General features: G+C 61.2%; 21 protein-coding genes. 13 read left to right on the top strand and 8 right to left on the bottom strand.

Annotated elements, in window-relative coordinates:
* Positions 1 to 298 precede the first annotated feature (298 nt).
* The 3 genes from ACVWY5_RS27845 to ACVWY5_RS27835 form a co-directional block, all read right to left on the bottom strand.
* Positions 299 to 1,858: an HlyD family type I secretion periplasmic adaptor subunit gene (locus ACVWY5_RS27845; RefSeq protein ID WP_321176591.1), complete on the bottom strand. Its 1,560-nt coding sequence runs from the start codon at positions 1,856 to 1,858 to the stop codon at positions 299 to 301.
* Positions 1,859 to 2,468: 610 nt separating this feature from the next.
* Positions 2,469 to 4,241, bottom strand: a complete 1,773-nt coding sequence (locus tag ACVWY5_RS27840) for a tetratricopeptide repeat protein (RefSeq protein WP_080667303.1) — start codon at positions 4,239 to 4,241, stop codon at positions 2,469 to 2,471.
* A gap of 22 nt (positions 4,242 to 4,263) precedes the next feature.
* Entirely contained in the window at positions 4,264 to 6,534 is a 2,271-nt protein-coding gene (locus ACVWY5_RS27835) for a peptidase domain-containing ABC transporter (RefSeq protein ID WP_283088622.1), read from the bottom strand.
* Positions 6,535 to 7,274: 740 nt separating this feature from the next.
* Between ACVWY5_RS27835 and ACVWY5_RS27830 the strand changes: the two genes are divergently transcribed.
* Entirely contained in the window at positions 7,275 to 7,712 is a 438-nt protein-coding gene (locus ACVWY5_RS27830; protein ID WP_283088621.1) for a hypothetical protein, read from the top strand.
* 250 nt (positions 7,713 to 7,962) lie between these two features.
* Here ACVWY5_RS27830 and ACVWY5_RS27825 read toward each other — a convergent pair whose 3' ends face one another.
* The gene (locus tag ACVWY5_RS27825; protein WP_283088620.1) at positions 7,963 to 8,187 is read right to left on the bottom strand and encodes a hypothetical protein; all 225 of its coding nucleotides are present in this window, start codon (positions 8,185 to 8,187) and stop codon (positions 7,963 to 7,965) included.
* Positions 8,188 to 10,809: 2,622 nt separating this feature from the next.
* Here ACVWY5_RS27825 and ACVWY5_RS27820 point away from each other — a divergent pair.
* Positions 10,810 to 11,103: a hypothetical protein gene (locus tag ACVWY5_RS27820; RefSeq protein ID WP_028332797.1), complete on the top strand. Its 294-nt coding sequence runs from the start codon at positions 10,810 to 10,812 to the stop codon at positions 11,101 to 11,103.
* Between the two features lie 57 nt (positions 11,104 to 11,160).
* On the opposite strand, the gene ACVWY5_RS27815 is transcribed toward ACVWY5_RS27820, so the two are convergent.
* From ACVWY5_RS27815 to ACVWY5_RS27800, 4 genes are all read right to left on the bottom strand, one after another.
* A complete protein-coding gene (locus tag ACVWY5_RS27815) occupies positions 11,161 to 11,346 on the bottom strand; it encodes a hypothetical protein (RefSeq protein WP_456671717.1) in 186 nt (61 codons plus the stop codon).
* Positions 11,347 to 11,487: 141 nt separating this feature from the next.
* A complete protein-coding gene (locus tag ACVWY5_RS27810; protein WP_321177522.1) occupies positions 11,488 to 12,189 on the bottom strand; it encodes a hypothetical protein in 702 nt (233 codons plus the stop codon).
* Positions 12,190 to 12,694: 505 nt separating this feature from the next.
* Positions 12,695 to 13,303 (bottom strand): hypothetical protein, encoded by a 609-nt coding sequence (locus tag ACVWY5_RS27805; RefSeq protein WP_283088619.1) that lies wholly within the window; start codon positions 13,301 to 13,303, stop codon positions 12,695 to 12,697.
* 94 nt (positions 13,304 to 13,397) lie between these two features.
* Positions 13,398 to 16,559, bottom strand: a complete 3,162-nt coding sequence (locus ACVWY5_RS27800) for a glycosyltransferase (RefSeq protein WP_063616515.1) — start codon at positions 16,557 to 16,559, stop codon at positions 13,398 to 13,400.
* A gap of 1,055 nt (positions 16,560 to 17,614) precedes the next feature.
* Between ACVWY5_RS27800 and ACVWY5_RS27795 the strand changes: the two genes are divergently transcribed.
* The 11 genes from ACVWY5_RS27795 (at position 17,615) to ACVWY5_RS27745 (ending at position 25,527) form a co-directional block, all read left to right on the top strand.
* Positions 17,615 to 17,806 (top strand): hypothetical protein, encoded by a 192-nt coding sequence (locus ACVWY5_RS27795; protein ID WP_456671716.1) that lies wholly within the window; start codon positions 17,615 to 17,617, stop codon positions 17,804 to 17,806.
* Positions 17,807 to 19,046: 1,240 nt separating this feature from the next.
* Positions 19,047 to 19,298, top strand: a complete 252-nt coding sequence (locus ACVWY5_RS27790; protein WP_028332792.1) for a DUF6074 family protein — start codon at positions 19,047 to 19,049, stop codon at positions 19,296 to 19,298.
* Complete coding sequence (locus ACVWY5_RS27785) at positions 19,298 to 20,209, top strand: helix-turn-helix domain-containing protein (RefSeq protein ID WP_028352026.1); 912 nt, start codon at positions 19,298 to 19,300, stop codon at positions 20,207 to 20,209. Before ACVWY5_RS27790 ends, ACVWY5_RS27785 begins: the two co-directional genes overlap by 1 nt.
* Positions 20,206 to 20,433, top strand: coding sequence for a hypothetical protein (locus tag ACVWY5_RS27780; RefSeq protein WP_028332790.1), 228 nt, complete (start codon positions 20,206 to 20,208; stop codon positions 20,431 to 20,433). The genes ACVWY5_RS27785 and ACVWY5_RS27780 overlap by 4 nt, the downstream gene beginning before the upstream one ends.
* Positions 20,430 to 20,717, top strand: coding sequence for a hypothetical protein (locus ACVWY5_RS27775; RefSeq protein WP_028332789.1), 288 nt, complete (start codon positions 20,430 to 20,432; stop codon positions 20,715 to 20,717). The genes ACVWY5_RS27780 and ACVWY5_RS27775 overlap by 4 nt, the downstream gene beginning before the upstream one ends.
* Positions 20,717 to 21,613 carry a hypothetical protein gene (locus tag ACVWY5_RS27770; RefSeq protein WP_028332788.1) on the top strand — a complete coding sequence of 299 codons (897 nt, stop codon included), beginning with the start codon at positions 20,717 to 20,719 and terminating at the stop codon, positions 21,611 to 21,613. The genes ACVWY5_RS27775 and ACVWY5_RS27770 overlap by 1 nt, the downstream gene beginning before the upstream one ends.
* A 14-nt stretch (positions 21,614 to 21,627) precedes the next feature.
* Positions 21,628 to 21,927, top strand: coding sequence for a hypothetical protein (locus ACVWY5_RS27765; RefSeq protein WP_321176592.1), 300 nt, complete (start codon positions 21,628 to 21,630; stop codon positions 21,925 to 21,927).
* A gap of 268 nt (positions 21,928 to 22,195) precedes the next feature.
* A complete protein-coding gene (locus ACVWY5_RS27760) occupies positions 22,196 to 23,407 on the top strand; it encodes a phage portal protein (protein ID WP_051376041.1) in 1,212 nt (403 codons plus the stop codon).
* A complete protein-coding gene (locus tag ACVWY5_RS27755; protein ID WP_028332787.1) occupies positions 23,404 to 23,910 on the top strand; it encodes an HK97 family phage prohead protease in 507 nt (168 codons plus the stop codon). Before ACVWY5_RS27760 ends, ACVWY5_RS27755 begins: the two co-directional genes overlap by 4 nt.
* A gap of 31 nt (positions 23,911 to 23,941) precedes the next feature.
* On the top strand, positions 23,942 to 25,090 hold the full coding sequence (locus ACVWY5_RS27750) for a phage major capsid protein (RefSeq protein WP_321176593.1): 1,149 nt from the start codon (positions 23,942 to 23,944) through the stop codon (positions 25,088 to 25,090).
* An 11-nt stretch (positions 25,091 to 25,101) separates the two neighbouring features.
* Entirely contained in the window at positions 25,102 to 25,527 is a 426-nt protein-coding gene (locus ACVWY5_RS27745) for a hypothetical protein (RefSeq protein WP_028332785.1), read from the top strand.
* Positions 25,528 to 25,612 lie beyond the last annotated feature (85 nt).

The raw sequence follows: 25,612 nt of genomic DNA, 5'->3' as shown, positions 1-25,612 counted from the left end.
CGAGCATAGCGCTTAGGCTGGACTATGGTAACAAAGCAAGCGGCATGACAAGAAGTTGGGGGAGGGTTGTCGCTAGCTGATTTGACAGCGGAAGCGGTCCTGAGTGCGATCAGTCAGCGACAGTGGCGGCAAATCGGAACGGGGAGAGTTGCGGGCGGCTCGGAGGGGATTCGGGACCTGCTTTTGAAACAGCGCGAGGTCGGCGGTTAGGGCGCGATGATGGCTGCATTTCGCAGTTTCGAGGAAACAAGCGCGGTGCCACCATCTGCTTCGGCATTGCTCGGTGAGCCAATCAAAATCAAGGTTCGCGCATTCCCTCGAGGCCGATCGGCAGCACTCGGGCAAACAGGTAGGTCAGCAATGTCCGCGTGCCTGCCTTGATGTCGGCAGTGACGGTCATGCCGGGCTTTAGCTGGAAGCCTCCGGGCACCCCATGCATCTTGAGCTGATCAATGGCCACGCGCGCTTTGTAGAAAACCGCGGCGCTATCACTTTGCGTGACGACAGTTCCACGCTGCGTATCCTGCCCGCCGCTGAAGCTGTCGGGGCTAACGAAGCGGACGGTCCCCTCGGCTAGGCCGTATTGGACGAAGGGGAACGTATCGAACTTGATTGCAACCTTCTGTCCGGCATGAACATAACCGGCATCAGCGGTGGCGATACGCATTTCTACCTCGAGCGGCGCATCGCTCGGGACTAGCGTGATCAGCGGCTCGCCCGATTGCAACACCGAGCCGACCGAAACTTTGGCGACGCTGAGGACAATCGCGTCTTGGTCGGCGCGCAAGTCAACGAGTTCACGCCGAAGGGTTGCCTTGCGCAGACTTTCCGTGGCATCGCTAAGGTTGCGCCTACGCAGCGTGAGTTCTTCGCTAATCTTCGCTTTCCACTGCTGCTCAAAGCCGTCGCGCTCGGCGACTAACTGGTCGAGGTCGCGGTGGGCGCGCTCGGCTGCGCCGGTGGCGTCAGTCAAGTTGCGTTGCATCTCGATCGCCTGGTCTTCGGCAATCAGGCGATTCACTTGACTGCCGACCTGCAGCCGTTCGAGTTCCCGTCGCTTTGACTCAAGCACGCTCGCGATCCGATAGCGCTGGCTGAATGCCTCGACGTCGTGCTCAGCGCGAGTTATCTGCGCCTGAAGCCCGCTGATTTTCTGGTTGTAGCTCTCAATTTGATACCGATACTGCGCCTGACGCTGGCCATACATTGCAACCTGCAAGACCGTTGAGTTGTCGGCGCTCGATGGCTGGTACGGTGTCCCGGAAGCTTCCGCCGTGAGCCGGTCGACCTCGGCCTGGAAGCTCTTCACCTGTGTCTGCAGCGCAGTTGCGTCGGCCGCCGAGAAGGTTGGGTCGAGGCGCGCCAGCGGCTCGCCGGCGCGCACCGTCTGGCCCTCGCGCACATTGATCGCGCGTACAATGGCAGTCTCGAGTGGCTGTACGACGTTGGTCGCCTGAAGTGATACGACACGTCCTGAGCCAGTCACCACCATATCAATTGGGAACAAGGCGGAGACCGCCATCGAGGCGATGATCGCTGACACGGCCGTCCAGAGCATGCTTCGCGCAGCAGGCTTGAGCGGTGCTTCGACAAGCGCTGCAGTCGGAGACTCAAATTCGAGGAGCTCTGCCGGTGGCGCATCAACATTGCCGCGCTCGCCAAACAGTCGATTTATGGCGGGAACCGTCAACGCCATCGCCCGCGGAATTGGAGGCCAGCGAATGCTCTGGGCGGCGGACTTGACGAGAGCTTTTCGCGCGATGCCCGGAGACTTGGGGTCTTGCGACGGCACTGCGGATGGCGTGCCCCGTCGGCGCACACCAAAAAAACTGAAGCGCCTGCGCGAAACCGAGAGCACTCGCGGCGGATCCGAGAGCTGAGCTACAGCCGACGTCATTCCGATTGTCGCGTGGGACACCACCGGCAGAGGAAAGGTTAGTGCTTGCGTGCGGCGTGCTATTGTCGTCTGACCTCCGTATGGAGAGGGCGCTTGTTCGTTCTGAGTTACCGCAATCGCGGCCGGTGTCGGTGATAAAGCTGGATGGTAAGCGCTGTCCGCGATGGGCCCACTCGGCAACGCCCGATGTGTCTGGGCTGGATCCCCGCGGCTCCGGTCAGCCTCTACCTTGTGAATCGCTTCCTCAAGGGCCAGACGCTCACATATCAGCTCCGGTTTCGTGAGTGGCGGATTTCGGTTGAGTGAATGACGGATGAAGGCGGAGCGAGTGCGCTCATAAAGCTCTTGCCGAGCTTCGCCCGTGTTCGGCTCGAGAGCAGCGACGGCCTTGTCGATAAGCGGGTAATACTTCGTCATTCAAAACCTGATATCGAGTTAAATCCCGGCCTAGAGCTAGGCTCGCCGAACGCCTATAGGTCAGTCAGTCGCTTCTCCCCGGTCACGCACGTTCGAGCCGTCTCACTCTCGCAAACCTGCCGACGACTTCGTATCGCCTCACTGTCTTACTCAGCTACGCAGCTGACCAACTTCCCTCTGGATCACGGGCCTGTCCGCTCGGTTCTTTGGCAAGACGCGTCAATTCGAGTGCTGCTTCGGTTACCCCTTGGGCCTTGGCTGCCTCGAACCAGCGTCGTGCTTCAGCAAGATTCGTCCGGCCGGCAGCGTCGCCGAGGAGTTGTCGGCCAAGCATCAGCTGCGCCCTCGGATGGCCAAGCTGCGCAGCAGCGCGGAGCCAGCGCCTCGCCAGATCACGATCCGCCACAATATCATAACCGCCGTGATAAAGCGCACCAAGCGCGAACATTGCCCCAGCATGGCCCCGTTCAGTCGCCTTCTCGAATAGCGCGCGCGCGCCGGAATGGTCGGCCGATCCGCCCTGGCCGTTTACAAGCATCTCACCGAGCAGAACTTGCGCGTCGACGATTCCCGCGTCGGCGGCGCGCGTGAGCCAGGCTCGGCCCTCGACAGTGTTCTCCGGGACGCCTCGGCCTTCAATCAATATTCGGCCATACCAGTACTGGGCAGTCGGGACACCCACCGCAGCACGACGCAGCCACATTGCGGCCTTTGTATCGTCCTGCTCGATCCCGATGCCTTCAGCAAAGCAGACGGCGAAGTTGAAAGCGGCAATGAGGTCACCCGTTTCGGCAGCGCGTTCGAACCAATGACGAGTCTTCGCTTGGTCGCCGGACGTACCGCTGCCGCGAAGCACGAGATTAGCAAAGTCGACTTTCGACTGTTCGTTACCGAGTTCAACTGCACGCTCCAGCCAGAAAGTGGCGAGGTCCGAATCGCGGCCGACGGCGGTGCCGATGGTGTAGAGCTGACCCAGTGTTCTCGCAGCTGGCGCGTAACCTCCTTCAGCGGCGCGCTCGAGCCAGGCTACCGCTTCAATATAGTTAGGCGGCAATTCGCCTCCGCGTGCATACAGCAGGCCAACATGAGCGGCTGCTTCCGCATCGCCGGCCAGTGCCGCCCGGCGCAGCCAGGTTTCGCCTTCGACCAAATCGCGCTCGATACCTTGGCCATTGACGAGGGCAACGCCCAAACGCCTTTGCGCAAGGCGTACGTTTTTGTTGGCGGCGTGACGATACAGCTCGAGCGCTCGAGTCAAGTCAGCTTTCGTGCCTATACCGAATTCGGTGAGCGCAGCGATGAGATAGAGAGCCGTTGGAATGCCGGCCGATGACGCCTTCGCAATCTGTTCGACCGCCTCTCTTTGCGTCCGCTCGTCCTGTGCCCTGCGAAGCAGGGCGAGACCAAGGCCGAGGCATCCTTGAGGACAGCCGGCTTCCGCGGAGCGCGCGTACCAGCGCTCGGCTGCTGGCTCGTCGGCGATGGAATCGGGACCGGAAGTTAGGATATATGCGAGAAGCGCTTGGCCTTCGGCCGAGCCGCCGTCGGCGGCGCGCCGCGCCCAATTGAGTGCTGCGAAGAAATCTGGCCCACCACTTTGATCGTCTGTAATAAAGAGAGCCGCGCTCTGCTCAGGAACGATCGATCCTTGGACATACAGCAGGGCGACGAAAAACTGGGCGTCTGCCGAACCTCCTTCCGCAGCGCGTTGAAGCCAGCGTGCCGCCTCTGAGGTCGCCTGTGGCGCACCTGTGCCTTCGAGGTAGCATCGTCCGACCCGATATTGCGCTTCAATACAGCCACCGCGGGCGGCGTAGGCAAGTTGATGGAAGCCTTCGACCGCCCGCCCGGACTCAAGAAGTTCAATTCCCAGTCGGGTTCGGGCCGATGTTGAGACCGGTGCAATCAGACGATCAACGAAACTCATCCTATCGCCTTGCGAGGTGCGCTTACTCTCGTGCCGCAGAGGATTGAAGCGAACGCAGGCGCCCACCCTCCAAATGCCGGTGTTGCTGCTGCCAGAGCTGTCGATAAACGGCGCAGCGTTCAAGTAGCTCTTCGTGTGGGCCGATATCGACGACCTTACCCTTTTCAAGGACAAGGATCTGATCGCAGTCGACCAGCGAGGATAGCCGATGCGAGACGATGATCATCGTCCGGCCTTTGGCGATACGCAAAAGGTTAGCGTTGACAAGTGCCTCGCTCTCGGGATCGAGTGCGCTCGTTGCCTCGTCCAGGATCAGAAGGCGCGGATCGGAAACGAGTGCGCGTGCGATGGCAAGACGCTGACGCTGTCCTCCCGATAGGTTAGACGAAGTTTCCTCAATCCAGGTCTCGTAGCCCCGCGGCAGCCGCTCGATAAACTCCTCGGCACCCGCTAGGCGAGCCGCCTGCATGGCATGATCCAGAGTTAAGCCAGGCCGGCTGGCAATGATGTTATCCCGCACGGTGCCACGAAACAGGAAATTGTCCTGCATGACTACGCCAAAGCTGCTGCGCAAGTGCGTGAGATTGATCTCCCGTAGATCGATGCCATCGATTTTGAGGTAACCGTTGTATTCGCGGTTGATGCCCTGAAGGAGTCGCGCGATCGTCGACTTTCCCGAGCCGCTGCGACCGACGAGCCCGAGCATGGTGCCTGCGGGAATCTCGAATGAGACACGGTCAAGCGCCGGCACCGTGGATCCTGGATAAGTAAACGAGAGATCTTGGAAGGCGATCGCGCCTTCAAATTTCGGTCGAAGACCGTTCCGCATCGCCGCCGTTTCCGTGGGGTGGTTGAGTACATCAGCCACCTCAGTCACCGAAAGGCGAACTTCCTCGACATCTTGCATCAGTTTGGCGAGGCTAATGAGCGGACTCGCCACTCTCGCGCCGAGCATCAAGAACGCGATAAGAACGCCGCCGGTAATTCCGGTGCTGCCCAGCGGCCACGTAACAAGAAGGTAGCAGCCAACGAGGAGAACGCCGCGATTGATGAATGTCTCGATCGGATTCACGATGGTTTGCGCGACATTCGAGATGCGTCCCGCGTCGAGACGCGCTTGACCGGCCTCGGCCACGCGCGCGTCCCACTCTTCATTTCGTACCCTTTCAATTGCAAGGGACTTGACCGTACGCATGCCATACACGGTCTCGACCAGTACGGAGTTCTTGCGGTTTTCAGCTGTCACGAGCCGGGCAAATACCCGCCGTATCGCGGGCAAGAATACGAGGACCACGAGAGCAACAGCGGCAGACGCTGCCAGGACAAGCCAGGCGAGCGTCGCGCTCATCCAGAACAGGAACGGCAGCAGCGCGATCAGCGTGAATATGTCGAGAAACGTGCTGACGAGCTTGCCGGTGAAGAAGCTGCGGATATTGAATATTTGGCTAACTTTGCGAGCCGTCTCGCCGGTCGGATGGCGCTCGAAGAAGTCCATCGGCAGTGCGAGCAGCCGCCGGAAAACATGCATTCCCAGCCGCGCGTCGATCCGCGTTGCAGTGACCTCAATGATCTCGCGACGCGCGTACCCAAGCAGCGTGTCGTAGACCGTGACGAGGATCAGTATGAGGGAGATCATACCTAGCGTTGATATGGCCTGATGGGTAATAACCCGATCGATTGCGACCAGGACCAGGAATGGCGGCACGATTTGCAGGACACTCAAGCTGATTGAGGCGGCGGCGATCTCGCGCAGATTGCGGCGCTCTTCCAAAACGCGATACATCATCCACGAAAACGAGAAAGGCTCCTCGTCGGCAGCCGCGCCTCGCTCGCGCCGCACGAACACTACGTCTCCGCGCCAGACATTGGCGAGGCGAAGTTCATCGACGGCAATCGGCTTTTCACCGGGACGGTTTGGATCCTGGACCGACACCGTTCCAGCATTGACATCGCGCGAGACCACGATGCCAGCACCGCCGTCGGTTAACAGTAGCACCACCGGGGTGTCCGACTGCATGCGGATCAGGTGACGCCATCGAACACGCGTCGCCTTTGCCCATAGTCCACTTTCGCGCGCCCACGTGACAAGAGCAGCGGGGGAGGGCGCCTCGCCGGGCAGAGCGCGCAACGCCTTGCGATCGAGTTCAACGCCGTGGTGCTGGGCAACAAAGATCAGTGCGTCTAGTCGCGGCTTGGTCGCATCCCGCCTTTCTTGTCCGTCGGGTACGCCGCCAGGCGCAGGTTTTGTCCCGCGAAACTCATCCGAAAGTTGGAAGTCAAACTCCGGCTTCACGCAACCCCACTTTCGATCTCTTGGATCAAAAGATCTATCTCTCGGCGACAAAAGTGCGAGGACGCTTTGCTTGCGGACAACAAGCCGCGCATCCTCGATCTGCGTGCGATTATGGTAACACTCGTGCGGCATTTGGCAAACGCTGGTCGGCAGCGGGTCTCGCGCAACCGCGCTGGCAGCTCGATGTCACGATCACCCGGTCGTCGCGTGTTTCAGCGCGCCGTTGGACGACGGCCGTCACAGGTGGTGGAACATTGGATTTGCATTGTCCTGCTCGCGGCGGGATTGTTGTCATTCGCGCACCGTGTGCCGAGCCAGCGCTGTGACCCCAGGTCACATCGACCAAAGATTCCGGGGTAACCAAAAAGGGGGATGTCCCGGCAGAGCGGATCAACGAGATTTTGTGACCTCGCTCTTTGGCGCGCTCGTCGATGAGCGTCCTGTAGCAAGCAGGCGAGGACAGCTCCATCGGTTTGTTCGCAATTTTTCATTGAGATAGTTGGAAGTGACGGCGTGCGAAGAACAGAAATTGATTTCAGCGATGAGTGCGGAGCGGATGGGCGATAAACAAATCGCTGTCGAAAGCAAGCTCTCATCGGACGTGGAACTTGCTTCTACTTGTCGTGTGTTCGACGTGTGATCGACTCTGCAAACAACCGGGATCAATTGACTCCGCGCACTCCTGCGTGTTGGTTGGACCGATTGGACTGCCGGGCTTCTTGGTTCTCCGGAGTGTTTTGATGAAAAGCAATTCTGACACCACCAGCGAACTCCGTGAGGGAAGCGATAACGCTGACGGAGCGAAAGGCGCGGTGGGAGGGTACGGCTTCGTAGAGGTGGTCGGACGAGCTCATGCAAGCAGCAACGTTGAGATTCGAATTCGGCGCGGCGACGGTGAATTCGTCATTCTCGGGACGACAACTGCTCTGCCGCTGACGGATCCGTTCTTACAGCCTGTGGCGACGCCCGATGCGAGCAGCAGGTTTGCTTTCAGAACCGGCGTTCAACCCGGGACTTACAGTTTTGAGGTGCGGCTTCAAGCAACATCATTGGAGGCCGCGTCTAACTTGTCTTTGACGGATCTCGTTTCGGTGAAGAAATACTCTTTCCAGGAGGGCAGCGGAGGCGCTGGGCGTTTCGTCACGCATGACGTCACGGTCACGACAGCCGCTCAATAATTCAATAATAGTGAGATTCTGGTTGCGTCACTTCCCCCAACTGAGCGTCGCTTAAAGCTATCCGGATGGCTCACATTTTGAGCCATTTGAAGCGGAATGGGTGCGGTCGTTGACGCACCTGGATTTGGAATAACAAGCAGTTTCGAAGCACGAAGAAGATACCGTTCGAAGCAGAAAAAGTGTCCCGTGAGCATCGAGCGTTTTGCCGCGCCTGAGCTTACTGGTGGCCGCTGAAGTTTTGACGGTCGTGTCATGCCCATTGAACGTTGCGTAACTCCAGCCAATAGAGATCCGAAAAATGGCAGCCCTTGGCATCATCACCGTTACCGGCACCATTAGTGGAACCAGCAATCAAGCCGTTTATATCTACTACAGAGATGCCAGTATTAGCGGCACCAACACGACCGACTGGATATTGCTTGGATCGACAACGCCAGAAGCGTCTGGTGATCCGCTCAATACCGATGGGGATCAAGATTTTTCCTTCACGGTCGCACTTCCTGCGGGCAACTGGGACTTCGCCGTCGCGGAGGCTACGGGCTCGAACCTTACCGCTCTTCAGATCACTGATAGCAACGGCACGACCTTCACTAACTTTTCGACCGGCTCAAGCAGCGGAAACAGGTCGTACTACGTAACCGAAGGCGTAACCGTAAGCATCGCGAGCGGTCCTACGGGCGCGACCGGAGCCACTGGTGCGACCGGCGCTACGGGTGCAACCGGAGCCACAGGCGCGACAGGTGCAACCGGTTCGACGGGGGCGACAGGCTCGACCGGCGCCACGGGCTCGACGGGTGCGACCGGAGCAACCGGCGCCACAGGTGCGACTGGTGCCACGGGCTCAACCGGAGCCACGGGTGCGACCGGAGCTACCGGCGCAACCGGGGCCACGGGCGCGACTGGCGCCACCGGAGCCACCGGTGACACCGGAGCCACAGGCGCGACTGGAGCCACAGGTGACACCGGTGCAACCGGAGCCACCGGCGCAACGGGTGCCACCGGTGCAACCGGCGCAACTGGAGCCACGGGTGCAACTGGCGCCACGGGTGCGACTGGAGCCACGGGCGCGACCGGAGCCACGGGTGCGACTGGAGCCACGGGCGTGACTGGAGCCACGGGCTCAACCGGAGCCACGGGTGCCACCGGCGCCACCGGTGCGACGGGAGCCACAGGTGCGACGGGTGTGACGGGCGACACCGGAGCTACTGGTGCGACCGGCGCGACCGGAGCCACGGGTGCGACAGGCGCCACAGGTGCGACGGGAGCCACGGGCGCGACGGGTGATACCGGCGCAACTGGAGCCACGGGTGCAACCGGCGCCACGGGTGCGACTGGAGCCACGGGCGCGACCGGAGCCACGGGTGCGACAGGCGCCACGGGCGTGACTGGAGCCACGGGCTCAACCGGAGCCACGGGTGCCACCGGCGCCACCGGTGCGACGGGAGCCACCGGTGCGACGGGTGCGACGGGCGACACCGGAGCTACTGGTGCGACCGGCGCGACCGGAGCCACGGGTGCGACAGGCGCCACTGGTGCGACGGGAGCCACGGGCGCGACGGGTGATACCGGCGCGACCGGGGCAACTGGTGTAACCGGAGCCACGGGTGCGACCGGGGCCACGGGTGCGACTGGAGCCACGGGTGTCACCGGCGCCACTGGTGCGACGGGTGCCACGGGCGACACCGGAGCCACTGGTGCGACCGGTGCAACCGGTGCCACGGGTGCGACGGGAGCCACCGGCGCGACCGGAGCCACGGGCGCGACCGGCGCAACGGGAGCCACCGGCGCGACCGGAGCCACGGGTGCGACAGGCGCCACGGGTGCGACTGGAGCCACGGGCGCGACCGGAGCCACGGGTGCGACAGGCGCCACGGGCGTGACTGGAGCCACGGGCTCAACCGGAGCCACGGGTGCCACCGGCGCCACCGGTGCGACGGGAGCCACCGGTGCGACGGGTGCGACGGGAGCCACCGGCGCGACCGGAGCCACGGGCGCGACCGGCGCAACGGGAGCCACCGGCGCGACCGGAGCCACGGGTGCGACAGGCGCCACGGGTGCGACTGGAGCCACGGGCGCGACCGGAGCCACGGGTGCGACAGGCGCCACGGGCGTGACTGGAGCCACGGGCTCAACCGGAGCCACGGGTGCCACCGGCGCCACCGGTGCGACGGGAGCCACCGGTGCGACGGGTGCGACGGGCGACACCGGAGCTACTGGTGCGACCGGCGCGACCGGAGCCACGGGTGCGACAGGCGCCACTGGTGCGACGGGAGCCACGGGCGCGACGGGTGATACCGGCGCGACCGGGGCAACTGGTGTAACCGGAGCCACGGGTGCGACCGGGGCCACGGGTGCGACTGGAGCCACGGGTGTCACCGGCGCCACGGGTGCGACGGGTGCCACGGGCGACACCGGAGCCACTGGTGCGACCGGTGCAACCGGTGCCACGGGTGCGACGGGAGCCACCGGCGCGACCGGAGCCACGGGCGCGACCGGCGCAACGGGAGCCACCGGCGCGACGGGAGCCACCGGCGCGACCGGCGCCACCGGCGCAACGGGAGCCACCGGTGCGACGGGAGCCACGGGCGCGACCGGTGCCACCGGCGCGACGGGAGCCACCGGCGCGACCGGAGCCACGGGTGCGACGGGAGTCACGGGCGCGACCGGAGCCACGGGCGCCACCGGCGCAACGGGAGCCACCGGTGCGACCGGAGCCACCGGCGCGACCGGCGCAACGGGAGCCACCGGCGCGACCGGAGCCACCGGCGCGACGGGAGCCACCGGCGCGACCGGAGCCACCGGCGCGACCGGAGCCACGGGCGCGACCGGCGCGACCGGCGCAACGGGAGCCACCGGCGCGACCGGTGCCACCGGTGCGACCGGAGCCACCGGCGCGACGGGAGCAACTGGTGCGACCGGAGCCACGGGTGCGACCGGAGCCACCGGAGCGACAGGTGCGACCGGAGGTTCAACTGGAGCAACCGGCGCCACCGGTGGACGACACGGCAACAATGGCCTTGGCAATGGCCCGGACGGGGGCGAAACCGGAGCACCTGGCACCGATCCGAGCAACCCGGGCCACGACAAGTCAGCCAAGGTGGGCATCACCAAGGCCGATGTCGCCACCGGAGCCAGTGGGCAGATGACCTTTATCAGCGGCACACCGGGCGATATTGCCCAGGAGCCAAAGGTAAAGCCCATTCTCGCCGCCCTTGGCGGGGCTCACGGTCTGCAGCCGAGTGACTTCTCGGCGGCTGGCGCGACAGCTACTGGTCCTACGGGCGCAGGCAGCCAAACGCCCGATCTAGAGTCGAAGGCCAAAGGCGGACTGTCTCTCGACGATCCGCATGGGCAAAAGACGGTGGAGAGCGTGTTCAAGCCGCACGGCTAGTCGACACGCGTGACCACGGGAGGAGCGCGGCCGAGGCGGTTTGCACTCCTCCGCTAATCAGATCGCGCAGGCCGAGGCGAGGGCGTCCTGCTGGATCAAGGCGACGGAGCTCGCCCTGCAGCCGCTGCCGCCGCTTAAGAATTGCTCGATCGGGAGAATGCCCTGCGCAAGGCGTTGGCGGGGCAGTTTCAGGCAGGGACAATGTCCCTGCTTGAACGAATCGTGCAGGTTCTGAAGCGTCATTCGCAGCTGCGTCATCAAGAGCGCCGCAGGCAATCGGCCTCGCCGGCCGATGTGGGCAGACCGCCGCTGGCGATCACGTAGTGACGGCAATCGAACCCGGAGAGTTTGGCCGAGCAATGTGTTGCGGAGCCCCGGGGGCGCTTAGCTAAGAGCGAGAAGGGTTCGTAGCCGAAGCGGTAGGTCGGTCGCAACGCCTAATTCCCGACAGCTCGCCTGCCAGGCATTGAGATAATTCTCCAACGGGATGGTGCTTCGCCCTGGCCATCTGTTCAAAGCCCCAAGTGCCTCCATGGCGCTCGGAGCGCGTTCGTATTCAGCGAGTATCGAAAGAGAGGCCACTTGAGCGAAGGAACTGAGGCCCCGCGGAGCCTCTAGCGTGGCGCGATGCTGCCTGAACCACGCGCTGAAGTCCTTCGTATTGCCCTGTTCGACGGCTAGCTTGCCGTAGCGCTCGACAATATTCTGCCGATAGACGGCGACCGTCGCACCGAAGCCACTGTCACCCGGAAACGGCGGATCGCGTGACCAACTATCAGCCAGCAAGCCGAGGCCCCGCAGCGAGAACGCCTCGACCATCGCTTCCTCGAGCCACTGGCAAGGCCCACCCGGCTTAGCATTCGCTCGCCAGGAGTTCGCGGCTACGTGACCGAGTTCGTGGCCGAACTGATAGGCAAGCTTCGACCAATCGCGCTCGCCGATATCGACAATGATCCAGGCAAGATCGGCTTCGTTGGAATGCAGCCAGATCGCAGGAGGGCCGCCGGAGGGATGTTCGTCGACCCGCAGGCGTGCGGGTTGATCGTCCGATACAAGGCGCACCGCGTCAAAACAGGCTTCGCGCATGCGTTCGAGGACATGCCGCGCCGCGCTTGGAACCATATTGCCCCAGTCACCGGCAAGCTCAAGTGGGACCGAACGGAGGATTGGCCGGTCCTCCGCGATCGGCCGAATCCTCCGTGCTGCTAAGTTTAAACGCGAGCCGTGTTTCGAAATGCTCATACAGCGCCTACCAACGATACTGGCAACGCCAAGTTATCATTGAAACATAACGAACCTCGTCTCATTTCGATCCTGGACGACTTGCTCTTCCTTGGCCCGAATGGGATGCTTATTTGCGGCCAGTCGGCGCCGCGCCTTATTATAAGTCCAGCGCGAACGCACGAAAACCATGTGGCTAGCTTCGGTATCGAGAGCGATTCGGGCCGAACGAACAAATCGTCAATCTGAAAAAACCGATTGAGGACGTGTGCCCACGATATTACAGACACGATGTCCAGCTCTGTGGTTCGGAGAGTATTTGGCCGACCGAGAGAAGAAGTGCATCATGCTCAGGTTGCGAGCCGATAACTCAATCATTGGATGCGATTCCTCTCTCGCGTTTTTCAGTGCCACCTTTACCTAACCGAACGAGGGTTGATCCAACGCGCTCAACAATTGGGTACTGGCGAACGGCCCAGGAATACCACGGTTGTCGTGGATACCAGTCATGTAGCAAGATAGTCGGATTAGGCTTTCGCGATCGGTAGAGAACGTTCAACGCACAGACACCTCTCGCCACGCCATCGATCAAAAAGATGTCAGCATCAAAGATCGTATCGTCGGGAGCAAAGTAATCGTCGAGCCCGATCGGATTTTCTTCGCGAGTCTCACCATAGCCGTGCTGCCAATACGCGCTCGGCTGGCAGAGATAATACTGCAGGCGTCGAGACAGTTGCGAAGAAGTCTCCGCGATCGGCTTCACAATGGCATGCCAATCCAGGTTGTGCTCGATTGAAACCAAGGTTTGAGAGCCCCTCATTTCTTCCAGCCACCTGATGGTCGAAGCTCCCGACCCCCACTCAATCATTAGTGCATTCGCCGGAGCTGTTCGAATAGCGGAAACAATGTATTCGACCTCGTCTTGCTCCATTTGAATTGTGTGCTGCCGACGAAATTCGTCTATCGCAGAGATGCTCACTCTGTTCCCCCATATTGGCAGTATGCCAGCGTCAAGGGTTGCGGGCTCGGTCAGGATGAAAAAATAGCAAAAGGTCCTCGCGTAGCGAGTATAATTACTCAATATCTGCTTCAGTTAGGCTTGAAATCAGGTACTTCCATTCGTTTTCGCGAATCTCCCAATCGAACGTTGCTTGACAGAAGTCTTGCTCTGCAACCGCCAAATCCGGATGGCCTTGCCAAGGGTTGGCAATCTCCTCCCGTAAAGCTCGGACAAATTCATGAGCGTGGACTGATGAGTTATCACTCCACGGATAGAGCCGCGCAAATCCTGCTGTGGTCTCCGGAAGCGCTCCGAGGTTGGGGACAATTACGCGGCATCCCGCCGCCATGGCGTCAATAACCGCAAGGCAAGACGTCTCTTCGAAAATCGATGGGTACGCCAAAAAATGGATGCCTCTGAGCGCGAGCTTGAGGTCCTCATTTGACAGAAGCCCGTGATAAGTGACGCCGGGCGTATTGGAAGCTCGTGATATCAGATCGCTGTAATCACGGTCCTCCATTGCATACAGCTTCATGGAAGACCAAACGTGCAACTCGACATCAGGCGCATTCAGTTCGTCCCACGCGTCAAGCAAGATCGACAGGCCCCGGAAGGGGGTGCTTGTATATGCGAACTTCAATGGTAAAGCGCGTTTCCACGCTCTGCGCTGCGGATCGATCAATGTTGCATTCCTCAAAACGACGCACTTGTGCGGCTGGATATCAAAGGCGGCTTTGTATCTTTCCAGCTGCCATTGCGAAACGAACACAAATGTCGCCACCCGCGAAACCAGTTCGGGATTTGAGCACCACTGAACCGCTTGTTGGTCCGCATTGTGGTGCATCCAAAGGACGAGGGGCCTTCCCGTCAGGCTTCCGATATCGAAGCTGTTTATTCTGAGGTCGATTTTTTCGTTCATGGGTCCGAGGCGATGCTGAAGCGCCTCGATCATGAGTTCGGTCCCGCCCAGGGGGCGGTTTGGTCTGAAGCTGGCGGCCGGTTCTGCCGCCACGTTCCTGCGTGGTTGCGCCGGCGTCAGTATTGCCCGATGTTTGCTGATGTATTCGCGTCCCAACGAGCCAAGTTGATTTCGGTAGAAGCCCAGATTTTTCACGAGGCGAGGGTCGTTGGGCTTCGCGTTCAAAGCTGCTTCGCCGTGCTTGATCGCCTTTTCGGGCAAGCCAAGATGGTGGTACGCCAAGGCTGTAAGATCATCAATGCGGAACCCCCACGCATCGGGGTCGTCCAAATAGGATCCGGTCTTTCGACAAATGTGCAAAGCCTGGCTGCAACTCCAAAGCAGATTGGTCCACTCGGACTTCGAGTGGTAAAGCTCGCTCAGGTCGAGCCATAGTTCTCGTCTGTGTCGAGCGATTGCGAGTCCCCGCTGAAGCCAAGCTTCGGCCTTGTCCTTCTCGAGTTTCGCAAGGAAGCGCATCGCCTCGGAGCGCTCTTCCTGCCAATGCCAGGGGAGCGACAAATAGCGATGAAATAACTCAGCCGCTTCCGAGTGTCTTCCGAGGTACATCAGTTCGCGCGCGAGCCAGAAGCACAGCTGAGCGTCGGCGGGATCTTCCTTGTGAGCCAGTTCCATGAGTGGCAGGTACTGGGATCGGCTCTTCGTTTCATCCTGCTGTTTTAAGATTAGAAGCTCGTGCGTTTCCGCCACTGTCTCGTCGGTGCCGGTATATTGAAGATCTTCATGCACGGCGCGCCGCCAGCGGTAACCTGTTCGGCTGTGAATTTTGCTCTTTCGAAGGATCTTTTGCTGTCCCTGCGCAGTGGTGCCCCTCGCAAAATTGTACGCAAGACGCGTGGTGTCGTCGTTCCACGTCTCCAACAGCTTTTGGCGCCAGGTGCCGGCGAGCATTTCATCCATATCCAGTGCGATGCAGATATCGACGTTTTCGGGAATGAGAGCCAGGCAGGCGTTTCGCGCATCGTCAAATCGCCACGGCTTCACGGTGATTCGATGCACGATTGCGCCAGCGGCTTGGAGCAGCGCGACGGTGTCGTCCGTACTGCCGGTATCAGCGACGACGAGGATGTCTGCTTCAGCCGCGGATTTGCACCAGCGCTCGACGTGCGCCGCTTCGTTCAGCGCAATCGTGTAGACGGCAATTTTCTTGCGGGCGCGCGCAGCCAGCCTCTCTCTCGCGAACTGTTCATTCTCTTCGACCCTTGCGCGGTCAGCCGCCGGCAGATGGGGGCAGGACAGAAGCTGCCGGCAGGCGGCTATGCTTTCCTTATAGTGGCCGGACCAGTATGCATTGACCGCTAGTTCGTCGAGCAATCCGTACCGGTAGATCCAGCTCTCGACAAATAGACCTGAAGCGGGAAGCGGGATGTCGATCCCGCGCTGAGCAAACCGATAGCCTTCCTCGAAGCGGCCGGCCAAGCGGCAGAATCTGCTTGCGCCATGTAATGCCTCGGCGCGGTTGGGCAGAAAATCGGCGGCGCGCTGGTAGGATTCGATGATTTCTTGCGCCGGAAACTTGAGTTCTCGCTTCAAATTCGCGGCTTGATAGAGCGAGAAAAAGGCTTCCTCGGTCCAGAAGCCGAGCTCGGCTCGCTCCAGATAACGCGAAAGAGCCTTCTGCTCCTCTCCGCAGTCTCGCCAGCTTTGCGCAAGGTAGAAGGTGTAACGAGAGCGCATGAAGAGGTCGGTTTCGGATTGGAGTGCGGCCTCCAGGATCGCGGCATCTCTCCGGTAGGTGTTCGGGTCGCGGCGGCGCGCCCCATCGTGGTTGCGGCGCATGAAAATGGGCAGGTGGCCGGAGGAGTTCGCCGCATCGCAGGCGAGGAACTCATGCAGCACGCCGCGATATCGCCAGGGAAGGGCGTTGCGTACGAGCTGCGTGCGTTGATACTGAATTGAGCTGTCTTTGATATCAACGGAGTATGAATCGGCGGTCAGGTTCGGGAGCGCATTGTCGACCGGAACTTCAAACGCATCGTCGGCGTCTATGACGAGCGAGTAGTCCGCCTTGTTGCGCGCGAGCAAGAGTGCTTCGTTGCGATTGTGCGCGAAATCCTTCCAGGGCCGCTGATGCAGCTCACCGGGTATGCCGTGCGTTGCGAAGAAGCTGCGGATGATGTCCTGCGTTCCATCGGTCGAGCCGGTGTCGCAGATGACCCAATGGTCGATAAGGGGAAGCACCGATCGAAGACAGCGCTCGATGACCGGCGCTTCGTTCTTGACTATCATGCTCAGACAAATGGTCCGCTTGGCCATTCTGGTGCCAACTGAGTTAGGGAGTTGCTGCAGAATTAAGACGGCGCTGCAAGTTCGCCGTCTCGTTGTCGACGATCATGTTGGGGTGAAGCCGCTTCGCATCTGACACTGCGCGAACTCTATGATTTGCCTTTAATCCCTGCGCCATACCGCTGAAATATGCTGGTCCGATCGAGACGGACGAGCAATCTTCATCCGTCGGTATTCCTTAGAGTAATCCAAATTTGCCAAATATGGAGAGCAGAGCTCCTTTACGGTGAATTGGGCGTGTTGGCGAGGCCGCTCCGTTGCGAGGGCTGTTCTGATCCGCTTGTGCGACCCGCTGGAAGGCTCGCCTTTCGAGGCATTGTTCAATTTCGGCTCTGGCTACCGGCCGCGCCGGCGGACCTGGGCAAGCCGCCGCTGGCCCGTCGCAAGGTCCCACCACCGTGTCCCATTGCCTGTCGAGGCCGCCGCGCGACGAGTGGTGCAAAAATAGAAGATGAGCCCCCAGTGAAGGTCATTGGGAAATCACTTCTTTGTCCTTACCGTTCGGCGCATCGTGGGCTGGATTCGCACTCTCTCTCCTCGCTCTCTAAGCGCATTTATCCGGACCGAGCTTCGACTGCCGTAGAGCTAGGTCTGCGGACGAGATCACCATCTGCTCGGACTCCGAACTTGACAGACGCCTTGATGTCTTAGAGTTCCTGGATGTCGCAGCAGCGATCAGTTTCGAGCCTTCCACAATCTTGAAAGCGCTAGCCTAGAGCCCAGCCAACTCTTGTCGCGACGGGCTGGATCCACTGCATGTTAGGTCCAGATGTGAGTCCGCGCGGAAGGAGGAGACGGAAAAACCGCTTTGTTTGCAATGAGCTAAGAGGGTGTTGCACCGGTTTGCGGAACCGGCGTATTGCGCAAAGCTGTCCCGGTCGTCCGAGTTGCCCCGTCTCGCTGGCTAAGTGGCGCGACAAGCCCCGGAAGGGGGCAAACCCCTTGCCGATCTTCTTTTCGGCCATGGATAGCCGCTCGCGGCGATCTTCATGCTCGTTTTGGAGTTGGCATCGATCGAGCAGGAGTTGGCGCAGGTCGATGTTGCGAAGCGGACCTACGCAGATGCGCTGCCCGAGCGTGACGAGGATGCGCTGATCGTTCTCCGGTTGGCCACCGAGCCGGTGACCGACTTCCTCAACGCGCCGGATCAACCAACGAAGCCGGCAACGGTGGTGCTGATCGGGGGAAGCGGATGCGCCTCGTCCGAGCTTTGCTGATGCGCTGCAGGCTCAGGTTCGAGCGGTGGCGATTGTCCAGACGGTAGGCTGGCGTTGCAAGGCTGTTGTTTGGGCTCGTGCGCAGGTGACGGGAGATCTGATCGTGCAAATCTTGCGGCCCACCGCTGCGCGATCTTTCTTTCAAGGTCCAGAGGGACAGTACTCATGACTCGACCTCGGTATTGGGCCTGCCCCAGTGCTGCGCCTCAACTTACAACTTGTGCAAAAGCTCCTAATTGACCTGCCTCAAATCCCAAGAAAAGACGCCGCCGGTTTCAAAAATACACGCCCGGCGGCGTTTTGTACTGATCCGGGATACTGAAATCCCCAGTACGGCCTAGATTGCAGGGCCTACGCCATAGCGGATCAGGCTGGCGGGATTTGGCGACATGTCGTGAAGACGAAGCCGGCCTTGCTGCATTGCCACTCGCTACCGAGCGCGACACTTGCGACCGGACGGGGCGCGGCCAAAGCAAACAGAACGGCAGCGTAGCCCAACAGATTTGCGATCATCAGCACGCGTACTTTGCGAACCCGCTGTGAACCCATCATGGCCGTCGCTCCTTTGCGAGGAACGATGAGGGTAGGCACCGTTATGTTTCAGGCCCATTTCGTGCGGCTGGCAAAATGGTTTCGTCGGGAGCAATCGACGGCGAAGGCCGTCGAGCATCTGCGGCAGCTCGTTGACGATCTGGGTGAGCACCCAAGCAAGCCCGACGCCGATCGCTGCCGCCAGGTAACCGTTCGGCGTCCATCGCCAATGGATGTTCGATGCGACCACCGCGAGATCACGAGCGACTGGAAGAGGTGCCACATGGCGGCATCCTAGCCCGGCTCGCCGAAGCTGTTGACCTTGGCGATCAGCGCGATCGCGGCGACCGCGACCAGCACCACCACCACGATCACAATCCCGATTATGGTGAGCGCGGTCATATGCGTGCTCCCCTGAACGGAGCGCGAATCCGCGTGTTGCGCCCATGTTGCGTGGAGGCGTTGGTAATGGCCGGTAAGAGCTTGAAATTCCTGTCAGCGGCTCGCAGCGCCGTGCAACACGGAATGGCGTCTAGAACGAAGCCACAACGCTTCCAATGTCTTGATTTGCGGGCAGAAAATTTGGCGATCCCGGCAGAAGTAGAAATTCTAGCGAATTCAACCGCTTAGTTTGGCAAACAGCGTTATCCGCGTCCGTTGAGCTAAAACGGATTTTTCGGTCGTTGGCAAACCAAGGGTTGGGGCGCCGGTGACTGCGGCCGTGATCCCATTCCCCGCAGCGCGCCGCGTAGACCTCGTCGCCAGCATAGCCCGCCGCGCCCTTGAGCTGCCTCCCCAAGCCGGCGAGCAGCACATCCGGAGGTCCGTTGACCTCCAGGCCACGGTGATGCGCCGGAAGGGCGTGTCCGAGGACATGATCGACCGGGAGAAGGTGGCACTCGACGGCGCCGTCAGGGCCTCGATCTGGGACGCGGTCCTGGCCCCCCGGAAGGGTTGCTGATGGCTGGCGATCCCTTCACCTCTGCGATCTTCCGGTGGCTCAACGCGGTCGCCGCAGACCCGACGCTGCCGCCGGCTGCGTTTAAGCTCGCCTACATCATCAGCCAGCACGTCAACCGGACCTCGCACAGGGCATGGCCATCGCAAGCGACGCTAAAGGAGGCGGTCGGGGTCAAGGATGAGCGCTCGGTGCGACGGCTGACCGACGCTCTAGAGGAGCGCGGATACCTGCTGACGCAGCGGCGGAAGCAGACGTCGATGGTCTACCTGCTCGCTCAAGACCGGACAGAATTGTCCTATCAAGGCAGCGAGAACGAAGCGGGGCCCATTTCAAGACCGGACGAAAATGACCGCTCAAGAGATCAAGACCGGACATTTGATGCACCAAGACCGGACATTCCTGTCCGCCAAGACCGGACAAATTTGTCCGCCAAACCACTGAAGGAACCACTTAGGAACCAGGAAGAGGGAGAGGCCGCGCGCGCGACCCCGATTCCTGATGACTTCAGGTTAGACGACCAAAACTACAACTGGGCTCTAAACCGACTTGGCAGTGTCGACGCCGTCGACCGGTCCGTCTTCCGGCTCATCAACAACAGTCGCGACAAGGGAACTCTCAGCCGGGATTGGCAGGCCAAGGCACGCAACTGGATCGATCGAGACGCTGCCGACCGTTCCTCCGACAGGTCCGTCATCGCTGCGGCGGATCGGCTTCAGGCGAAAATCAAGAGCTTCGACGAGGGCTCTTCCGAAACCGAGAAGGCGTGGAGCGATGTTCTATCGCGCTACGCCAAGACGGGCGAGTGGACCCGCCACGTCCATCAGTTCGGCCCAGATCCATCCTCGCCGGCCTGCCGCGCGCCGCGACACCTCCTGATCAAGCACGGCATCACCCGGGAAGATGCGGCATGAAGCAAGCCCCGCAGCGAATGCTGGACGCAATCATTCCCGCGCGTCGGAAGTTCATGCCGATCGACGTCTTCATCGGCGGCAACGGTGACGTCGTGCTGGTCCAGGAAATCACCGACCCCAAAGAGGATGGATATCTGCGGCTGATCGTCGACTTCGATCACGCGGAATCGCTCGCCGAAAAAATCAATGAGGTTGTCCGAGCTAAGAGGGAATCGGCATCATGATCGAGCCGCTGCATGAATCGTTCCTCGCCACTGCCTACACCAACGTCGGCGACGGCTGGACCCGCGTCTTCCCATGGACGACGTCGAGCACCAGGAGCGATTGCTACTCGACCATCTACACTCGACCCAATGGCGGCGGCCAGCGCGTCAGAGTGCATGTCCGCCGAAGCTACATCAGGGACTGCAGCGCTGCGATCTTCGAGATCACGCATCAATTGCACCGAGACGTGCAGGCCAAGCGGGCCAAGCAAGGCAGGCGGTTCAATCGTCGGAAGCGTGGTTGATGGTCAGCAAGGTCGAACAGTACTTCGACGAGATCCTAGCTCTCGTCGAAGGTGGAATGACAATCAAGGAGGTGCTCCAATCCCGCCCTGAGTTTCCTCCGAAGCCGACGTTCAAATCATACGTCTATGGTCCACCGGATCGTCCTGCCGATCGTCGCGCTCGTCTCGAGGCAGCCAAAGCGACGGGCAAGGCCGCTCGAGCCGGGCACTACAAGGTGCTCCACCTCACAGAGCAACAGTACGAGCGCTCTCTCGAAATAGTATTCGCTAGCGATCCTTCCATTTCCCTACAAAATCTGGATTACGAAGGCGGACCAAAATACTCAGCGCTGCACAACCGAGCGTTACGTGACGCGCAGTTCGCAAAACGGCTCACTGTCGCGATGAAAGATCGCAAATGGGGCGGTCGCGAGTGCACGTATACCGACACGCAAATCGACCAAGCGATCGGAATCATTCGGGCTGAAGGGCACGCTCGCTATCGCGAGTCGCACAAGCAGCGCGGGCTTCCTCACTACGGTCAGATTTTGCGGCGGGCCGTGGGCGACCCAATCCTGTTGCGGCGCTATCAGAACGCGGTCAGTGCTTGGGTCGACACGTCCGGCGAACTTCATCGCACATCGCTTCTGGCGAATGATGTCTACGGCACCGTAGAAGCAGCCGTATCTCGTCACCTCGACCGTACAGACCGCGATGACATCATCTCTGACCTCGTCGAGCAGGTCATCTCTGGTCAGATTCATCTCGAGCAAGTCGCTTCATTGGCGACCGAATTCACTCGACGGCACGACCGGATGTTTTCTCGGCATCGCAACCGCTCATTGGATGAACCGGTCTTCAAGGGCTCGCGCATCGACTCAGTGTCTGCTGACGTGCCGGAAACATGGGGTTATTGATGCGAAGAGGAGATATGGTGCGCGCGGGCAATTCGGCGCCGATGCTCGTTGTTGCCGAAGATGGTCGAACGGCTACCTGCGTTTTCGTCGACAGCAACGGATCGATAAGGAAACGATCGTGCTTTCTTGACCAATTGACCCCGCTTTGGCTCTCGCTCAGCCCGAAAACGACTTGGCCCGATACATCGCAAATCGATTTGATTGCCATTGAGAAGGAGGAGCGACAGGCAGCGGGGGCTCGCAAGGCTGCTCGTCAGGCAGCGCGCAAGGCCAGGCGCAGCAACCGCATCAAGCGGGGCAGCAATGCAGCGTGAGGGCGACGACAAGATCTGCGGCGCAAAGGCTATAGCGTTCGAAATGAGCTGCTCTATTCGAACGGTCTATCGGCGCGCAGAAGAGCCGGGCGTGCCGATCTATAAGCCGTGCGGCAGATACTATGCATTCAAGAGCGAATTGCGCGACTGGCTCAAGAGAGCGCCTGACTGTCAGGTTCTGTCAGGTTCTGGCAGGTAGTGGCAGGTTTCAGGAATAGCGACGCGGCAACTCTTCGCCCTACACCTACGTGTAGGCGGAGAAGATTGGTTGTTCGATCGTCTGAAAAACATCTTCGGCTTCGGCACGAAGTCCCTCTATGACGCTGCGAGCTGGCAGGCGCTAATTGATTTTGGCGCGCAGACCGCGGCGGGTATTCTCGTATCTCCACGTCTCGCCGATCGCTGTCCCGCAGTTCACGCCGGGAAGCGCATCCGCTGCGAAACCCTCGCCACCTTGTCATTGAAGATGTATCGCCGCGAGGGCGACGCCAGCGTCGAGGCGACTGACCATCCTCTTTACGCACTGCTGCACGATAGGCCGAACGGTTGGACGTCGGCGACTGAATTCATTTCGACGCTGGAAAACGACGTTCTCGACCATGGTCATGGTTATGCGTTTGCAAACCGCGTTAACGGCAAGATCATTGAACTGATCCGGCTCGATCCGACGTCGGTAGCCGTCACGTTCGACCTGATCACGATGGAGCCGACGTACCGCGTCACCGTCTCGGCCGGTCCAGCGCGCGAGTATAGCTGGCGCGACATCCTGCACGTCTCGTCATGGAATAAGCGGTCTGCAATCCGCGAATGCGCCGAGGCGATCGGTTTGGCCATCGCGCTGGAGCGGCACGCTTCCAGAATTCTCGGCAATGGCGCCCGGCCGTCCGGTGTCATCAAGGCAAAGACCAAGCTCAGCGATACAGCCTATGCCCGGCTGAAGAAGTCTTGGCGCAACGACCAGACCGGAGAGTCGGCCGGCGGCACCGCCATCCTCGAGGACGGCGCCGAATTCGAGGCGCTGACCTTCTCGTCGGTCGACCTGCAGTTCCAGGAAATGCGCAACTTCCAGATCCTGGAGATCGGCCGGGCGTTGGGTATCCCTCCGACGCTGCTCTACGAACTCGGCCGAGCCACCTGGGCCAACGCCGAGGAGATGGGGCAGGCCTTCCTGTCGTTCACCATGCTCGGCCGGTGCAAGCTGTGGGAGGGGGCCATCTCCCGGCTGCTGACCGAAGAAGAGCAAAAGACCTTCTATCCCGAATTCCTGACCGACACGCTCGTCCGGGCTGACCTCGCGGCCCGCTTCGAGGCCTTCGCCAAGGCCTGCGGCGGCCCGTGGATGGCTCCGGACGAGGTCCGGGCGATCGACAACCGTGGCCCGATCGAAGGCGGAGCGGCCCTCCGGCCGCCAGCAAACGCCGTTGGCGTCACCCCCGACAACAAGCCTGCGCCCAAGCCAAACCTCCAGGTGGCCGCATGAACGGCAAATTCGAGTTTAAGGCCGACATTGCGGTCGACGACGCCGGGATGATCAGTGGCATTGCCTGGCCTTTCGGGACGCCGGACCGGGTTGGCGACGAGATCGCTCCGGGGGCGTTCAAGTCGGCGAAGGCGCCGTTGCCGCTGCTGTTCGCCCATGATCCGTCCCAGCCTCTGGGCGCGTGGGACCAGCTCGAGGAGACCGCGAAGGGCTTCCAGGTCAAGGGCCGGCTGCTCGTCGACGACGTGGCGCGGGCCAAAGAGGTCCGTGCGCTGGTCAAGTCCGGAGCCGTCACCGGGCTGTCGATCGGCTTCATCACCAAATCCGCCAGCGCTCGCCGCGGAGGCGGGCGCGTCATCAAGGCTCTCGACTTGGTCGAGGTGTCTCTCGTCACCGTGCCGGCTCATCCTGGCGCGCGCGTGACCTCAGCGAAATCCGCGACGGCTCTAATTGCGCTGGCCGACGCGATTAACCGGGCCAGCGCAGCCCTCAAACTCAAATAGGCATCACATGCTTCACGCGAACAAGAGCGCCATGCTGTCCGGCGCAATCGAACTGAAGGACGGTGACGAAGACCCGGCTGCGATCGTGCAGAAGGCGCTCGAAGACCTGACCAAGTCGGTCAACGACCGCTTCACCGCGGTCGAGGGCAAGACGATCGACCACAAGAACCTGCAGGACCGTCTCGACAAGCTCGAAGCCAAGATGAACCGGCCGGGCGCGACCGCTGGCGACGCAGCCGCAGGCGCCGAGATCGAGAAGAAGGCGTGGGACAGTTTCATTCGCCGCGGTGCTGAGCGGCTGACGGCCGATGAGGCGAAATCGCTGCGCGTGTCTGACGACACTGCCGGCGGCTATCTGGCTCCGGACTCCTATCAGCAGGAACTCGACCGCAACATCGTCCTGTTTTCACCGGTTCGCTCGGTCGCGCGCGTTATGCCGACCGGCTCCGGCGCCGTCCGGTGGCCGAAGCGTACCGGCGGCCTGACGTCGGCCTGGGTTGGCGAAACCGACGACCGATCTGAGACGACGGTGACCTTCGGCGAGAACCGCTACGAGGTCCGGGAGATCGCAGCGTGGGTGGACGTTTCGAACGCCATGCTCGAGGACTCGACCTTCGATATCGGCGCCTTGCTGGCCTTCGAGTTCGCCGAGGACATGGGCGCGAAGGAGGGCACCGCGTTCGTCAATGGCGCCTCGCAGTTGTCTCCGATCGGCTTCATGCAGGACGCCAGCCTCAGCTACACGCCGGGTACCGACGCCAGCAACGTCAAGGCTGATGGCCTGATCGACCTGTATCACGCGCTGAAGTCGCCTTACCGGGCGAATGCGGTCTGGGGCATGAACAGCACCACGCTCGGCGCCATCCGCAAGCTGAAGGACACTGCGGGCAATTACCTGACCGCCATGCAGGGCATCAACAATGCCCCGGTGACCACGATCCTAGGCCGCCCGGTGGTCGAGATGCCGGATATGCCTGACGTCGGTGCCGGCAACTTCCCGATCATCTTCGGCGACTTCCAACAGGGCTATCGGATCTTCGATCGCGTCGCGCTGTCGATCCTCCGCGACCCGTACAGCCAGGCCACGAAGGGCATGACCCGCTTCCACGGCCGGCGCCGTGTCGCTGGTGGCGTCGGAAAGGCCGAAGCCCTCCGCAAGCTCAAAATCGCAACCTCCTAAGGATGACCGCAATGCGCGATCAGGCAAACAACATCCACATCAAGACGGCGTTCGCGCCGGCCGCGGCTGTCACCGACAACACGGCCCAGGTCAGCGCCATCCTCGACGTGCTGGGCTACGGCTCCGCAACGCTAGCCTTCGTCACCGGTACCCTGTCGGACGCGGACGCGACCTTCGCTGTGCTGCTCGAGGAGAGCAACGACAGCGGCATGAGCGGCGCCGCTGCCGTGGCCGATAAGGACATGATCGGCACCGAGGCCTTGGCTGGCTTCACGTTCGCCGACGATGGCGAGGTTCGGAAGCTCGGCTACATCGGCTCGAAACGGTACATCCGCGCAACCATCACGCCGACCGGCAACACGGGCAACCTGTTCCTGGCTGGCATGTGGTTGCTCGGCAAGCCCTCCAGCGTGCCTACGGCGAACCCGCCGCAGTAACGAACGCCCTGCCTCGGCAGAGCTAGGCGGGTGTGGTGAAGCTCATGTCTTCCCCGCCGGATCGATGTCGAACGACGCCACACCC

It is taken from the genome of Bradyrhizobium sp. USDA 3256, assembly GCF_054058275.1.
The sequence above is the reverse complement of the archived record's forward strand: the minus strand, read 5'-3'. Positions and strand labels throughout refer to the sequence as shown.